Origin of the sequence: Peptostreptococcus sp. (assembly GCF_036639115.1) — a bacterium.
Classification (GTDB): Bacteria; Bacillota; Clostridia; order Peptostreptococcales; family Peptostreptococcaceae; genus Peptostreptococcus.
In genome coordinates, this window is sequence record NZ_JAVWJH010000001.1 from 406,881 (window position 1) to 422,169 (window position 15,289).

The window sequence follows — 15,289 nt, forward strand, 5'->3', positions numbered from 1 at the left end:
TTATGAAGTTTAAAAAAATAGTTTGCGTGGATAATACGGGATTGGAAAATTGGGCAATAAAAAAATTGGGAAAGTATTCTGCAGAAGACGTTGAAATTTTCAAAGATTATCCAGAAAATGATGATGAAATTATTAAGAGAATAAAGGGCGCGGACTGTGTTCTTGTATCTTGGAATACACAAATAAGTAAGAGGGTTATAGAAGAGAGTAAGGATTTAAAGTATATAGGAATGTGTTGTAGTCTTTATGATGAAAGTTCTGCAAATGTTGATATTGTAGCTGCAAGACAAAATAGTATTGAAGTTAGAGGGATTAGAGATTATGGAGATGAGGGGTTAGTTGAATTTATTGTAAGTGAGTTAATAAGATTATTAAAGGGCTTAGGAAATCAGCAATGGAAAAATGAGGCTGTTGAATTAACACAAAGAAAAGTCGGCATAATTGGTATGGGTACAACAGGTAAAATGTTAGCAAGAATGTTATCTGATTTTGGTATGGATGTTTATTATTTTAATAGAAGTAGAAAAAGTGACATAGAAAATGAAGGAATAAAATATCTGCCACTTAGTGAACTTTTACAGACTGTAGAAATTATATCCACTCATTTACCTAAGAACACAGTACTGCTTGGAAAAGATGAATTCGACTTATTTGGTGAAGGTAAAATATTGATAAACACGTCTTTAGGAGTTCCGTTTGAAGTGGGGGCATTTTTAGAGTGGATAAAGGGAAAAGAGAACTATGCTATTTTTGATGGAGATGGGTCAGGAGCTAACAAAGAAAAATTTGAAGAATTTTCTAATATAATAATATCAGAAAAAGTAGCTGGATGGACGAAAGAAGCTAGAGAACGCTTATCTAATAAGGTTTTAAAAAATATTCAAGATATTTTGGATATTAAGAAAGATCATATACTTTAAAAAATGTATACAAATATAAATGTATAAAAATGTAAATGTATACAAATATAAATGTATACAAATAGGAGGTGACTACAGGCTTACTAAGAAGGTAAAAACAGAGAGTGACTATAACACTCTTATATTTGAAAGATAATATAGGTTAGATGAAAAATTATTAGTTCGAATGTTATATAGGGTAATTCATTTATACATAGGTAGCTTAAATCTTAATAAAAAGAGTTAAACATAGAAATATTAATTAAATAAATAAGAAAAGTAAATAAAATAATTTATAAAAGGTATCTGTGTACATATGCAGATACCTTTTAAAACTAAAAAAATAATTTTTCGAGATTATCTAAAAGCAAGTTAGTTCCAACTTCAATATTTGAATTACTTATATTAGATAGTTCAATCAGCAAGTAGTGGTTGGGGTTATCTACAATATCAAAATAATAAGGATCAGACTTTATCAAATGGACATTGTCCTGTTTACATATATCAATCAATTTTTTTTCATTGATATTTTTAGGGAGTTTAATATGTGTTTTTAGAGCTTGGGGTGGTAAGTACTCCAAAATCTTTGATATAGGATGTCTTTTTACAGTATCTACAAAAGTTTTTGTTTTTTCGGTATAATTTTTTCTAATATCTTTTATATGACTTTCATACATTCCACTAGAGATGTATATTTCAAGAGCAGCTTGTGAAAATACAGAGCTTGATATATCAGCATTTATTTTATAATGTCTAAAAATTGAAGAAAGCTGTGGTGGTAAAATACAGGCTCCTACTCTTAGACCTGGAAACATTATTTTTGAGAAACTTTTCAGGTAAATAACTTTGTCAGAACTATCATAAGTGTATAGAGGATCATTTTTGCTGTTGCTATCAAAATCAGCCATATAATCATCTTCGACTATATATACATTGTACTTTTGGGCAAGATTTAGAAGTTGTATTTTCTCTTTTTTAGATAAAGAAAAACCTAGTGGATTTTGAAATCTTGATGTGATATAGAAAAACTTAATATCATATTCTATAAAAATATTTTTAATTTTTTCTATATCGAGTTTTTGATTTTTTCTAGCTACAGTGACAACAGGTATATTATAAAGTTTAAGCAATTCTATAATTTGAGGATAAGTAGGTTCTTCTATGAGTATAGTTTTATTTTCATTTGGAAGAGGCATTAGGCATAGAATATTGAGGGCCTGTTGAACTCCAGAAGTAATAAAAATATCTTCCTCTTTTGAAAAAACTTGAGAACTATATAATAAGTTCTGTACAACTTTTATAAGAGCGGATAAACCGTTAGATAAATTATAATTAAATAAATCTTTTTGATATATATCAAAAGCTCTATTTATACAATGTTGAAAATCACTATATGGAAAATCGGCCCAATTTGGTGAGGCATTTTTAAAGTCAAAAACATTATTATCTTCTTTATTTTCCTTAAATAGTTTATCAACGACATAGTATCCACTTTTGTGCTTGCTGTAAATAAAATGTTGCTCCTCTAGAACTTTTAGAGCTTGAGAAACAGTTTGTTTACTACAATTAAAATCTTCTGCTAATTGTCTTATTGAAGGTAATTTGGCACCTGATGACAACTCATTATTCTGTATTTTATTTGAAATTTTATCAACAATTATATTGTATTTAAACATAATTTTCTCCTTTATTTTTTGTCCTAGGACAGTTCTCTTTTTATTATATTGTATCATTTTCCAATCTACACTACAATGATATATAAGAAGGAGGTTCTTATTATGAATGATACTAAAAAAGCTTATATAGCTACATTGACACAAGTTACAATAATCGGTTTTTCATTTATGTTCGTTAAGGTTGCCTTGGAGTATGTTTCACCCCTAGTTTTATTGTCATATCGTTTCTTTTTTGCTTTATTGGCTTCTTTATTGCCAATAATAATAAAAAAAGTAAGCATAGAGATAAAGCCTAGTGATATTCTCAAGATATTACCTTTATCATTATTTTATCCAGTATTATTTTTTGGATTTCAGTCATTTGGGCTTCTATATTCTAGTTCAACAGAAGCTGGAATAATTATTGCGACTGCACCTATTTTTACAGCAATTTTATCCAATATTTTCTTGAAGGAAAAAACGACAAGAATGCAGAATTTATTTATATGTTTTTCTATGAGTGGTATTATCTATATTTCCGTGGTTAATAGCATGCAGATTGAAGGATTTTCTATATTTGGAACAATTCTTTTGATTTTATCAACAATATCGATGGCTTTTTACAATATTATGTCAAGAAAATTGTCTAAAACTTATTCTTATTACACACTTACATTTATAATGACCTTAATTGGATTTATTATTTTTACTGTTTTGAGTATAGGAAACTATGTCATAGATCCAAAGGCAATTTCTATTATTGAGCCTTTGACATCTCCAAAATTTTTATTTGCCATAATTTATTTGGGTGTATTTTCATCATTTGTAAGCTCATTACTGACAAATTACGCCTTATCAAAATTGGAAGCTTCAAAAGTAAGTGTCTTCTCAAATTTAACACCAATTATCACACTTTTTGTAGGTGTATTTATTTTAAGTGAGCAGATTAATTACAAGCATGTGATAGGAATCGCAGTTACAATAATAGGTGTGTTAGGAACAAATTTATTTGGAAGAAAAAAGAAAAAGAATATATAAAATATTCTAACTTTTTACTTGATTAATCTTATATAGCTTGTTAATATAAGTTAAGGAGGGATGTATATGAAATTAAATTATATTACCATTATGGTAAGAGATATTAAAAAATCACTTGCATTTTATCAAGAATTGGCAGATTTAAAGGCAGTAAATAGTATAAGCCTTGAAGATGGTGAAATTGTATTTTTAGCCAATGTCAAGGGAGAAACTATGATAGAGCTAATTGAATTTAAAGATGCAGAGAAAGTATCAACAAAAGGAATGGTGATGAGCTTCTTAGTAGAGAATGATTTTGAAAAACTAAGAGAAAAGGCATTGTCACTTGGATATACACCATCAGAAATTATAGACATAGGACAAAAGCCGAAACATTTTACAGTTGAAGATCCTGATGGAATAGTTGTCGAGTTTAGTATATAGTGTGGATAAATAATTATCTAAAAGGAGCGATTTATAGATTGCTCCTTTTTGTTTATAAAGAATAAAGAAAAGCTATACTAATATTTTAATAATATATAATAAAAAATCATAAAAGCAATTGTTTGACACATAGATAAAATAATAAGTATAATATCAATATAGCTGTATAATATATAATAAAAAATGGAGGAAAAAATGAACGCTGAAAATAAATGCTCTTGTAGCGAAAAAACATCTATAAATGATGGTGTACAAAGTTTGTGCCCTAGATGTTGTAAAGAAGGAATTTTAGTGAAAAATGTTACAGTTAGACATTTAGTATTAGACGAATTAAAAGGTAATGTAGGAAATGAGGATTACTATTTATGTATGTCAGAAGATTGTGATATTACATATTATAATATAGAAAGCAATAAAAAGTTTTACAAAGAGGAATTAAATGTTCCAATATGGTTTAAAAAAGATGCCAATCCAAAATATGCCTGCTACTGTAGTAAAGTAACAGAAGAAGAAGTAATTGAAGCAGTAAGAAATGGTGCAAAAGATATGAAAGAGGTGTTGAAAATAACAGGTGCAATGAGAAATTCTGACTGTCAAAATAAAAATCCACTAGGCAGCTGTTGTCACCATATCATCCAAGGCGCTATGGACAAAGCTTTATAAAAATATATATAAAATGCAAGAGATTTGTAAAGTTTTATAGAGCAATTTAGAATTGTTCTATGATTTGATTTTGGATAAGCTACAATAAATTTTCAAATTATATAAAAAGATATGTATAAAAGATATGTATAAAAGATATATATAAAAGATATGTATAAAAGATATGTAAAAAAAGATATGTATAAAAAGAAATTTGTTATTAGATTTAGGAATGATATAAATTAGTAATATAGAAAAATATTATAATAAAGTAAAATGAATAAATTAGATGGTTTATGGGTAAACTATCATAATATTGGATAGATATTAAAAGAAAATGGGAGGAAAATTATGAGATTTATTTCATGGAATATTGATTCGCTAAATGCGGCACTAACATCTGATTCGGCACGTGCTATTTTGTCGAGAGATGTATTAAATACAATTATAGAGTACGGCCCAGATATTATAGCTTTACAGGAGACTAAGCTATCAAGTAAGGGACCTACCAAGAAGCACCTAACTATTTTAGAAGAGATGTTTCCAGAGTATGAAATTGCTTGGAAGAGTTCAGTAGAACCTGCTCGTAAAGGATATGCTGGAACGATGTTTTTGTACAAAAACAATCTAAAGCCAGAAGTTTCTTTTCCAGAGATAGGTGCACCTAGCACTATGGATTTGGAGGGAAGAATTATCACGCTTGAATTTGATGAATTCTATATAACACAGGTTTATACTCCAAATGCTGGAGATGGTCTGAGTCGCTTGGAAGAACGTCAGGTTTGGGATGAAAAGTATGCAGATTATCTAGCTAGTTTGGATAAAGAAAAGTATGTAATAGCTACTGGTGATTTTAATGTAGCTCACAAGGAGATAGATCTAGCCCATCCAAAAAACAATCAGAATTCAGCAGGTTTTACTGATGAAGAGCGTCAAGGGTTTACAAATCTTTTGCAAAGAGGATTCGTGGATAGTTTCCGTCATATTCATGGAGATACAACAGATGTCTATACTTGGTGGGGACAACGTGTAAAAACTAGCAAGATAAACAATTCTGGATGGAGAATTGATTATTGGATAGTTAGTGAGAGAATAGCTGATAAGGTAAAAAAATCTGAAATGGTTGATTCTGGACCTAGACAAGACCATACACCTATACTTCTAGAAATCGAACTATAAACTATAAGAAATAATAGAACAAGGTGAAACTATATATTAAAATAAAAACTAAAATTATCTATTTATAATAAAAAGGTATATTGGCTTAGTAAAAAGGTATATTGGTTTTAGTAAAAAGATATATGGGCTTTGATAAAGAAGAGATATATGCTTTAGTAAAAAAGTATACTGAATTAAATAAAAAATATTAGTTTACAATAATATACATTGGAAATTTAATTATATAACTTTTGAAAAGACACTGAAATCAGTGTCTTTTTTGCTTTTAAATATTCTTATGAAAGTCCTTTGAAAATGCTTCTAATTATTTACCAAAATATATATTTTGATGATATGAGCTCAATGTATTTTTAATTGAATTGTCATATTGAATCTATGAAACGAAAAAGTAGTATAATTTAGTAATTTTTTATAATTTTTTGATTGGTGATTCAAATGAATGGATATTTAAGTGAATACAGTAAAAGATATCAAAGAAATAATTTTATTATAGTTAAGTAGATATTTTGCTTGTGAGCTTTAGATCAAAAAATTTATAAGAAAAATAAATTGTATAGACTTTTTAGAAAATTTTGCTATAATATAAATAAAATAAAATGACTTTTGCTATAAATAAATGGCTATGGAGGAAATGATATGAGAGATAAATTATTAGAACTATTAAACTACAATGAAGAATTTCGAAAAAGAGTAGGACAGTCATATTTTGATAAGATTCAGGGGATACAGACTCCTTGGCTTACATTAGTTGCCTGTTGTGATTCACGTATTCATACAAATATAATGATGGATGATGCTACCAATGAGGTATTTGAAATTAGAGTGATAGGTAATGTTATAGAAAATGCACTTGGATCTGTAGATTATGGAGTCTATCAGCTTCGTACGCCAATGTTATTTATAATGGGACATTCAGACTGTGGCGCAATAAAGGGAAGCTTAGACGATAGAGGAAAGCTTCAGGAGTCTATTGAAAACACACTAGAGCCAATCAGAAAGAATACCAAAATAGATGCAGGTAAAAAGCTCAGCAACTATGTCATAGATAATATTGAAAATCAAGTTGAATATGCATTAAATAGATATAAAACATTAGTTGAAAGTGGAGAATTAGTTATTGTTGGTGGGTATTATGATTTTGACAATTCATGTAGCGAAGGTTGCGGCAAAATAGTATTGGTAAATTATAATGGAGACCCTGTCTATAAAAATAGTTATGAAATATTATAATTTTTATGATATATTTAAGGCCTAGATGTGGATTTCTAGGCCTTATTATAGATACAGACAATTGTATAAATAACAAATGAAAATACTTTTTGTGAAAAGCTTTCTATATGTACAATTATGTGGATCTCATATACTATGGAAATGGGAAATACTTGTATTTGCTAGATGTTAGTAAAAAACTACTGCAATTAATTTTTATTATTAAAAATAAAATTGAGAGGATAATATGAATATAACTTATAAAATATTTAAAAAAAATGATACAAAAGATAACATGTTGGATAATTTTGATAGATATCAAGATGTTAAATACTGTTGGAGAAAAGTTGATGGAATTTGGAAATTAAAAAATATAGAATTTATAGAGCAGTGGGATGAAAAAGAAAAATTAGAAATAATAGAGTCTCTAAGGGAAACAGTGTCTAATAAAGGGTTTGTTTATGTAGCTTTATTAGATGATAAATTATTGGGATTTTCTTCAGTAGAATCTAATTTAATAGGTTCAAAGAAACAATATGCAGTTTTGCATCATATATATGTAAGCAAGGAGTTTAGAGGCCAAAATATTGGAAAAAATTTGTTTGACAAAAGCTGTGAATTTGCAAGAAATATAGGTGCATCATTATTATATATTTCAGCTCATTCATCCGAAGAAAGCCAGTTGTTTTATAGAAAAATGTCTTGTGTCGATGCCAAGGAAATTGATAAAGAGTTATTCGAACTTGAACCATGTGATAGACATTTAGAGTTTGATTTGCATAAAAAATAAAGATAAAAAAAGATAAAAACAAATATAAATATAAAACAAATATAAATATAAAATGAATATAAATATAAAATGAATATAAATATTAAAAATTTAGAGGAGAAAAATATGTTGGAATATAGAAGTTTAGAAGAAACGAGTATAGAAACGCTTCATAAAGCTTTTTTAAATGCTTTTTCAGATTATGAGGTTAATATGGATTTTTCACTCGAAAAATTCAAAAATATGTTGCAAAGAAAATCATATCTTGCAAAAATATCTATGGGCGTATTTGACAATGGATTATTGGTTGGTTTTGTTATGAATGGATTTAGAGTAATAAATGGAAAGACAACTGCATATGATATGGGAACGGGAGTTGTGGCTGACTATAGAAGAAAAGGTATTACAAGTAGTATGCTCTTAAATATTAAAAAAATACTTAAAGACGAAGGTATAAAACAATATTTGCTTGAGGTAATACAGACAAATAACTCTGCAGTGGAATTATATAAAAAAGAAGGATTCAAAGTAATAAGAGATTTACAATGTTTTAAGATGAAGAAAAAAGATTATCTTTATAAGGATGATTGTAATATAAATAGTTATAAGATAGAAAATGTTGATAAGACAGAATTTAAAAAGTTTAAAACAGAAGAGTTGATGGCATTTTGGGATTTTGAACCTTCATGGCAAAATTCTATGGATTCAGTCAAAGCCCTGGCCGATAATTTTTCCTATTCATTTGCTTTTCATGATAATAAAATAGTTGGATATGGGATAATAGATAAAAATACAGGTGATATAGTGCAGTTGGCAGTCGATAAAAATCATAGAAGAAATGATATATCAAAATGTATTTTGCACCATTTGTTTAAGGCCACTAATTCAGATGATATTACAGTTAACAATATAGATAGTAAAGGTAGTGAAACAATAAAAAGTCTCAAAAAATTAGGATTTGAACACAATGTTGATCAATTTGAAATGATTATAGGGATGTACTAGTATTAGTCTATTCAAAGGAATATACTTTAGGTAAGAGTAAATTTTTTGAATATTAAAATAACAGATGAAAATTCTAAATGAAGCAAGTGATTAGTACTTTTTAAGGAGATATGTATGAATAAAATAACATGTATTTGTCTAGGTGTTAGAGATATGGAGAAGGCCGTTAAGTTCTATAGAGATGATCTTGGATTCAAAACAGATAGTAGGGAAAACAATCCTGCAGTATGCTTTTTTGACACGCCTGGAACAAAATTTGAACTTTATCCTCTTGATTTACTGGCCAAAGATATTGATGAATCAAACCCACCACAAATTAACAATGGATTTTCTGGGATAACTTTAGCCTACAATGTAGAGAAAAAAGAAGATGTAGATAAAGTAGTTGAGTTGGTCAAAAATGCGGGAGGCAAGATTGTAAAAGAAGCGCAATCAGTATTTTGGGGAGGATATCATGCATATTTCTCAGATTTGGATGGATATTACTGGGAAGTTGTGTGGGGAGAAGATTTTAAGTTTGACAAAGATGGTTTGCTAGTATTTTAAAGCAATAGTTTTTAAATTATACTAAATAATAAATTGCATAAAAATATGAGAAACTAAATACTATGTAAGTATGTTTTCTATTCTAAATTAAAGTTAGTTATGTTAAACAATATAGGTCTATTATGTTTTAATTGTATAAAATAAGGGAGGCATTTAAATGAGTATTCAAGTAAAGTATACAACTATTATTGTTGATGATATGGAAGAGTCTATAAAGTTTTACAGAGAGGTTTTAGGATTTGAAATTGATAGTGTATATAGACTACCACCAAAGGGCGAACCTGTAGTTGGTAGTATTACATTAATGAAATCTGAGGGAGATACTATGGTAGAGCTCATAAAAAATAATGAATATAATACTGGCTTTTATTCAATAGGAATGGAAGTAAATGATATGGAGACTACAATAAATGAACTGAAAGAAAAAGGAGCAAAGATTATTGCAGAGCCAGTTAATACTGGAGTTGGAAGTTGTGCCTTTATTGAAGATCCAAATGGAGTGAAAATATGTATAATTCATCATTTTTAAAGCTGTATTATATATATTAAGTGATTTTAAAATAAAGTTAATGTTGTAATTTACAGTGAAAATTCAGGCTATTTTATGAGAGGAGTCAAGTATGGATTTGTATACAGAAAGACTATTACTTAGACCGTGGAAGGAAATGGACGCTGAAAGTCTATATGAATATGCCAAGGATCCAAGAGTAGGTCCAATTGTAGGATGGCCAGTTCATACTAGTGTGAGAAACAGTAGGGACATAATAAAAAATTTGCTTTCAAATGAAGAAAACTATGCTATTTGTTTAAAAAAGGATGAAAGACCTATAGGTTGTGTGAGCTTGATGATCGGAGGAGCTAGCAGCTTAAATCTAACCGACAAGCAAGGTGAGATAGGTTTTTGGATAGGTGTCCCTTTTTGGGGAAATGGACTAGTTCCAGAGGCAGTGAATGAGCTGATTAGATATGGATTTGAAGAACTCAATCTCGAAAAAATATGGTGTAGATATTTTGATGGAAATATAAAGTCAAAAAGAGTTCAAGAAAAATGTGGTTTCAAGTATAAAACTACTAGAGAAAATGTATATGTAGAACTGATGGATGAGATTCGGACTGAGCATATAAATGTTCTAAACAATAATGAATGGAAAAAGGTAAATATTTAGTATAAAAAATATGAGTTGGAGTGATAGTTAATATTATTTTTAATAAAAGAAAGTATCATTGATAAATTATGTAATATTGATAAAAAATATATTTATTGCTTATAGTATTCATTAATATATAAGGTGTTATTGATAGAAAAACAATATTATAACTTTTTTAGAACAAAAAACATGTTACAATAAAATTATATACAAATATACTTATACAATTAAAATTGTGTGGATAGCTTCAAATGGCATAGAAAGTGGATAGATATTGCTTTTAAAAGAATATTATTTGTATAGAGATTATAATCACTAATATTTGTAAAGACTTAAGTTTAGAGGAGGAATCAAGATGAAACAATATGTTGTCGATGCATTTACTGACAAACCTTTCGCTGGAAATCCAGCAGCTGTATGTGTGCTGGATAAATGGCCTAGTGAAGATTATATGATGAAAGTGGCAATCGAAAATAATTTATCAGAAACAGCCTTTATTGTTAAGGAGGGGGATCTACTTCATCTTCGTTGGTTTACACCAGGGGGAGAGGTTGACCTTTGTGGACATGCAACACTAGCAAGCGCCTATGTCTACTTTAATTTCTATGAAAAGGATTTAAAGGAAATAATATTTAAAACTTTATCTGGAAATCTTACTGTTGTGAGAAAAGATGATATGTATGAAATGGATTTTCCAGCATATGATTTGAAAGAGGTCGAAGTAACTGATGAAATGGAAGATGCAATCGGAGCTCGTCCTTTGGCTGCATTTATGGGACGTGACCTTGTATGTGTGTTAGAAAACGAAAGCTTAGTGAGGGAAAAAACTCCTGACTTAGAAAAAGTAAAAAAACTTGATGGATTATTACTTCATACAACAGCAGCAGGAACAGATGTAGACTGTGTATCTCGTAGCTTCCCACCTAAATTAAATATTTCAGAAGATCCAGTTTGTGGTTCAGGTCATTGCCATATAGTTCCTTATTGGGTTAAACAGCTAGGGAAAAATGATATAGTGGCCTATCAGGCTAGTAAGCGTGGTGGAACATTGTATTGTAGGCAAGAGGGAAACAGAATGAAATTGGCAGGTAAGGCAGCGCTATTTTCAATTGATGAAATATTTGCCTTAGAAGAAGTATAATTTAAGCCATAAATAAAATTAATTATATAAAAACTATAAAATATTGAAGCAAACTTATTTATAGAAAATTATAGCGCAAGTATATAGTATCTTGCTATAAAAATACGTGACTCCCTCTCATAATAGCAAATTATTATCGAGAGGGTTTTTATTTTAAAAATAAAAATCCTACTATCTGTATTGATAGCAGGATATGTATTCCTATTATAATCTAAACTTATATATTAGAACCAAAAACTAAGGCAATTGCCAACCTGTCTGTTTATACATCTAAATGCTGCTGGAAAGAATGATAATACAATCTTTATAAGCAACATAATAGAAAAAACAAATAGAATCTTTATAGATAGGTTCATATTTGGAAGGGCAAATAGCTGAACTACAAAAATCACTCCTGTAATAAGCATAAGCATATTTAAAAATATATTACCAAGCCCTTTTATAATAGATGTTGTTAAATTTAAAAAACCGAATAGAATAAAAGCTATTAGCATAATAAATTTAACAGGCAACAAAAATATGTTTGCAATTAATCTCATTAAAATCATCTCTCTTCCATATAGTTGATACAATTTTACTAAAAATAGTTGATAAAGTCAAATTTTGATATTTGAATAAGAAGTTCTTTAAAATAACAATAAGATAAAATATGAAAGTGAGTTTAATAAAAAGAGTGTATAAAATTTTAAAAAAAAGCTATATAGTCTACGGAGCGTGGATTGTTTGTGTAATATATTTTTTGTATACTAATTTATAGATAATTTATAGTGAAAGGAGAAAAATTATGAAATTTATAGCGTTTAATGGAAGTCCATCAGGAGAAAATAGTGCAACAAAGAAAATGATAAATTCTTTTTTAGAAGGAGCAAAAGATGCTGGTGCCGAAGTAGAATCGTATAATTTAATAGATTATGATATCAAGCAGTGTAAGGGATGTTTTGCCTGTTGGTTTCAAACACCTGGCAAGTGTGTAATAAATGATGATATGAAAAATTTATTGCAGGCCTATCAAACTGCTGATGTGGTGTGCTTTGGATCACCAGTTTTTTCATGGAATATGACAGGTATATTAAAAAATTTTGTTGACAGATTGGTAGTTTTAAAGAGTCCTTTGATTGCTCAAGAAGAAGGAAGCTTTGATATGGAAGATAGTAAAGTAAGAAATCAAAAATATGTTGCTATATCTAATGCTGGCTTTCCAGGAGAAAAGAATTTTGAAATTATAAAAGCGGCTTTTTCATGTTGTAATCCAAGCTTGGAGATATACAGAAATTGTGGGAAATTACTCAAGTCAAAAAATCCTTCAGTAAAATCAGTTGTAAAAGAATATCTTGATACAGTAAAGCAGTGTGGATATGAAATGGCATCTGAAGGAAAGGTTAGCGAGACGTCTTTGAAAAATTTAGAGATGCCATTAATGAGTACAGAAGAGTACGTGAAATTCCTAGGAATGTAGTTGGATTGAAAGACTTTATAGATTTACAAATTTTTGTAATCAACAAAAGCAAAATTGAAGCTTTATAACTAAGATTTTTATATGATAAGAAGTATTCAGAAAAATAAGTATTTAGATAATCATGATTATTCTGTATTGATTGATTATTAGAGATAGTATTGATTTTAGTGGATTTCATTGCTAGAATAAGCATGTAGCGTTTTGAACTACTAATTAATATGTCAACAATCAAAATTTAAATATAGAAATAATTATGTTTACAGAAGGGATATTAATATGAAAATTGAAGGCAATCAGAAAGAATTGGACGCAATGAAGCTATTCCACGAGGGAAATCGAAAGGAAGGTCTAAAAGTCCAAGAGGAATTTGCAAAAGAGTTCCGTGAAGAATATAAAGAGAAAGATCATTGCCCATGCAAGAAAGCATGTCGATATCATGGAAACTGTAAGGAATGTGTAGCGATACACAGAGCTCATCAAGAGCATGTACCAAACTGTATGAGACCAATCATTAACACAAAGTTAAAGGCGCTTTCTGAATTGACAGAACATACATTGGCAGATGAGATAGAGCCACCTAAAGAAATACTTAGAAAAGAATTTACAAAATAAGAATCAATTTATGTAATAAAATATTATCTGTACAATTATCTTGAAAGTGAATTTTAATGAAGCTAAGGTTTTAAAATAGTAAAAACAAAATATTTTAGATGAAATCTTGATAAGGACTTTCCTTTATAGCCAATTTAAGAGATAATAGATTTATCTACAAAACTTCCAAAGCAAATAGTGTTATTTTGGAAGTTTTTTGTATATAAATATTTAAAACACACTAACTGACAAAAGAAAGCATTTAATGTCGGGAAGATTCACTATATAAACTTGTATAATAGATTTATGACAGGGAGGTAAATATATGAGATGGACGGAAACAATAAGTGATGCAATTACTTTTATAGAAGAAAATATAACAGAGGAACTCACTATAGACAAGATAGCAAATGAAGTAAATATATCACCATTTTATTTTCAAAAGGGATTTTCTATGCTATGTGGATACACTGTAGCAGAATATATAAGAAAGAGAAGGCTAGCACTCGCTGCTATAGAATTACTGTCGAGTGATATAAAAATAATTGATATAGCTATGAAGTATGGTTATGATTCACCAGATAGCTTTTCAAAATCCTTTGTTCGTTTTCATGGTAAGACACCATCGCAAGTTAGAAAGGATAAGTCTACAATTAAATCATTTGCTCCACTGTCAATTAAGTTTACTTTAGAAGGAGGATATTCTATGGATTATAAAATTATTGAAAAAGATGAATTTCAAGTATTAGGATTGCAAAGAAGTTTTAAGTATGAAAATGCCATGAAAGAGGTACCTGTGTTGTGGGGAGAGTTCTTTCAAAAATCACAGGATAGTAAGATATCTCCTATTTATGGAATAAATACGGATGAATCTATGCAAGGTAATACCTTTGAGTATATGATTGCAGACAATTACGATGGGTCTAGAGATATTCCAGAAGGTTTTAAGACGAAACTAATACCAAAGTTTCTGTGGGCTACATTTACTTGTAAGGGCCCTATGCCAGAAGCAATGCAAGATATAAATAAGAAAATATATTCAGAATGGCTAGCTAATTGCAAAGAATATGAAATTGCAGCAGGTTATTGCATAGAGGTGTACGATGATCCTTCAAAATATAAAAATGGGATAAGGGATGAAAATTATTATAGTGAAATATGGATACCTATAAATAAGAAATAGAATTATATATAATTAATAGTATTATATATAATTAATATTAATACAATAATAACAAAATAATATATAATAACAAAAACCTGTAAAATATTTTACAGGTTTTATCTTTTGAAAAAGAAAGTCTTTATATATGATAAAAAAATAGATTTGTATAGAATTAAAAAAGGAATAGATTTATATAAATTGGAAAAAAGAAACCCTGCTTGCATTTTATTAATATATGAAAATTATAAGGAAAATATTTTATAAGACGGATAATTAAACTATTTTCGAAAAATAATATAGCATATAATATAGTTTTAAAGAATAAGTAACTGCTGTATAAAAATAAATAAATAAAAACTATAAAAATATATAAATAAAATTATGAGAATGTATAAATAAAACTATACATATAATATTGTGAAA

Annotated in this window: 17 protein-coding genes; 15 read left to right on the top strand and 2 right to left on the bottom strand. The window is 28.5% G+C overall.

Annotation, left to right across the window (positions count from 1 at the left end; all coding sequences use genetic code 11):
• The first annotated feature begins 2 nt into the window (after positions 1-2).
• Positions 3-920, top strand: coding sequence for an NAD(P)-dependent oxidoreductase (locus RR561_RS01670; protein WP_332505681.1), 918 nt, complete (start codon positions 3-5; stop codon positions 918-920).
• 314 nt (positions 921-1,234) lie between these two features.
• Here RR561_RS01670 and RR561_RS01675 read toward each other — a convergent pair whose 3' ends face one another.
• Positions 1,235-2,575 carry an aminotransferase-like domain-containing protein gene (locus RR561_RS01675; protein WP_332505682.1) on the bottom strand — a complete coding sequence of 447 codons (1,341 nt, stop codon included), beginning with the start codon at positions 2,573-2,575 and terminating at the stop codon, positions 1,235-1,237.
• Between the two features lie 102 nt (positions 2,576-2,677).
• Between RR561_RS01675 and RR561_RS01680 the strand changes: the two genes are divergently transcribed.
• The 11 genes from RR561_RS01680 to RR561_RS01730 all read left to right on the top strand — a co-directional run bounded on the left by RR561_RS01680 (position 2,678) and on the right by RR561_RS01730 (position 11,654).
• Positions 2,678-3,592, top strand: a complete 915-nt coding sequence (locus RR561_RS01680) for a DMT family transporter (RefSeq protein ID WP_332505683.1) — start codon at positions 2,678-2,680, stop codon at positions 3,590-3,592.
• 66 nt (positions 3,593-3,658) lie between these two features.
• Positions 3,659-4,015 carry a VOC family protein gene (locus tag RR561_RS01685; RefSeq protein WP_332505684.1) on the top strand — a complete coding sequence of 119 codons (357 nt, stop codon included), beginning with the start codon at positions 3,659-3,661 and terminating at the stop codon, positions 4,013-4,015.
• A gap of 183 nt (positions 4,016-4,198) precedes the next feature.
• The gene (locus RR561_RS01690; protein WP_442952287.1) at positions 4,199-4,678 is read left to right on the top strand and encodes a Csac_0668 family 2Fe-2S cluster-binding (seleno)protein; all 480 of its coding nucleotides are present in this window, start codon (positions 4,199-4,201) and stop codon (positions 4,676-4,678) included.
• Between the two features lie 330 nt (positions 4,679-5,008).
• Entirely contained in the window at positions 5,009-5,836 is an 828-nt protein-coding gene (locus RR561_RS01695; protein WP_332505686.1) for an exodeoxyribonuclease III, read from the top strand.
• Positions 5,837-6,472: 636 nt separating this feature from the next.
• Positions 6,473-7,066, top strand: coding sequence for a carbonic anhydrase (locus RR561_RS01700; RefSeq protein ID WP_332505687.1), 594 nt, complete (start codon positions 6,473-6,475; stop codon positions 7,064-7,066).
• 226 nt (positions 7,067-7,292) lie between these two features.
• Complete coding sequence (locus RR561_RS01705; RefSeq protein ID WP_332505688.1) at positions 7,293-7,835, top strand: GNAT family N-acetyltransferase; 543 nt, start codon at positions 7,293-7,295, stop codon at positions 7,833-7,835.
• A gap of 69 nt (positions 7,836-7,904) precedes the next feature.
• A complete protein-coding gene (locus RR561_RS01710) occupies positions 7,905-8,819 on the top strand; it encodes a GNAT family N-acetyltransferase (RefSeq protein WP_332505689.1) in 915 nt (304 codons plus the stop codon).
• A gap of 114 nt (positions 8,820-8,933) precedes the next feature.
• Positions 8,934-9,365 carry a VOC family protein gene (locus RR561_RS01715; RefSeq protein WP_332505690.1) on the top strand — a complete coding sequence of 144 codons (432 nt, stop codon included), beginning with the start codon at positions 8,934-8,936 and terminating at the stop codon, positions 9,363-9,365.
• Positions 9,366-9,522: 157 nt separating this feature from the next.
• Entirely contained in the window at positions 9,523-9,894 is a 372-nt protein-coding gene (locus tag RR561_RS01720; protein WP_332505691.1) for a VOC family protein, read from the top strand.
• Positions 9,895-9,985: 91 nt separating this feature from the next.
• Complete coding sequence (locus tag RR561_RS01725; RefSeq protein ID WP_332505692.1) at positions 9,986-10,531, top strand: GNAT family N-acetyltransferase; 546 nt, start codon at positions 9,986-9,988, stop codon at positions 10,529-10,531.
• Between the two features lie 337 nt (positions 10,532-10,868).
• Positions 10,869-11,654, top strand: coding sequence for a PhzF family phenazine biosynthesis protein (locus tag RR561_RS01730; protein ID WP_332505693.1), 786 nt, complete (start codon positions 10,869-10,871; stop codon positions 11,652-11,654).
• Positions 11,655-11,878: 224 nt separating this feature from the next.
• Here the strand turns inward: RR561_RS01730 and RR561_RS01735 are convergent, their stop codons facing one another.
• A complete protein-coding gene (locus RR561_RS01735; protein WP_332505694.1) occupies positions 11,879-12,193 on the bottom strand; it encodes a hypothetical protein in 315 nt (104 codons plus the stop codon).
• A gap of 245 nt (positions 12,194-12,438) precedes the next feature.
• On the opposite strand from RR561_RS01735, the gene RR561_RS01740 reads away from it, so the two are divergent.
• The 3 genes from RR561_RS01740 (at position 12,439) to RR561_RS01750 (ending at position 14,884) form a co-directional block, all read left to right on the top strand.
• Entirely contained in the window at positions 12,439-13,110 is a 672-nt protein-coding gene (locus tag RR561_RS01740) for a flavodoxin family protein (RefSeq protein WP_332505695.1), read from the top strand.
• Between the two features lie 276 nt (positions 13,111-13,386).
• On the top strand, positions 13,387-13,722 hold the full coding sequence (locus tag RR561_RS01745; RefSeq protein WP_332505696.1) for an LPS biosynthesis protein: 336 nt from the start codon (positions 13,387-13,389) through the stop codon (positions 13,720-13,722).
• Positions 13,723-14,026: 304 nt separating this feature from the next.
• Positions 14,027-14,884 carry an AraC family transcriptional regulator gene (locus RR561_RS01750; protein ID WP_332505697.1) on the top strand — a complete coding sequence of 286 codons (858 nt, stop codon included), beginning with the start codon at positions 14,027-14,029 and terminating at the stop codon, positions 14,882-14,884.
• The last annotated feature ends 405 nt before the right edge of the window (positions 14,885-15,289 follow it).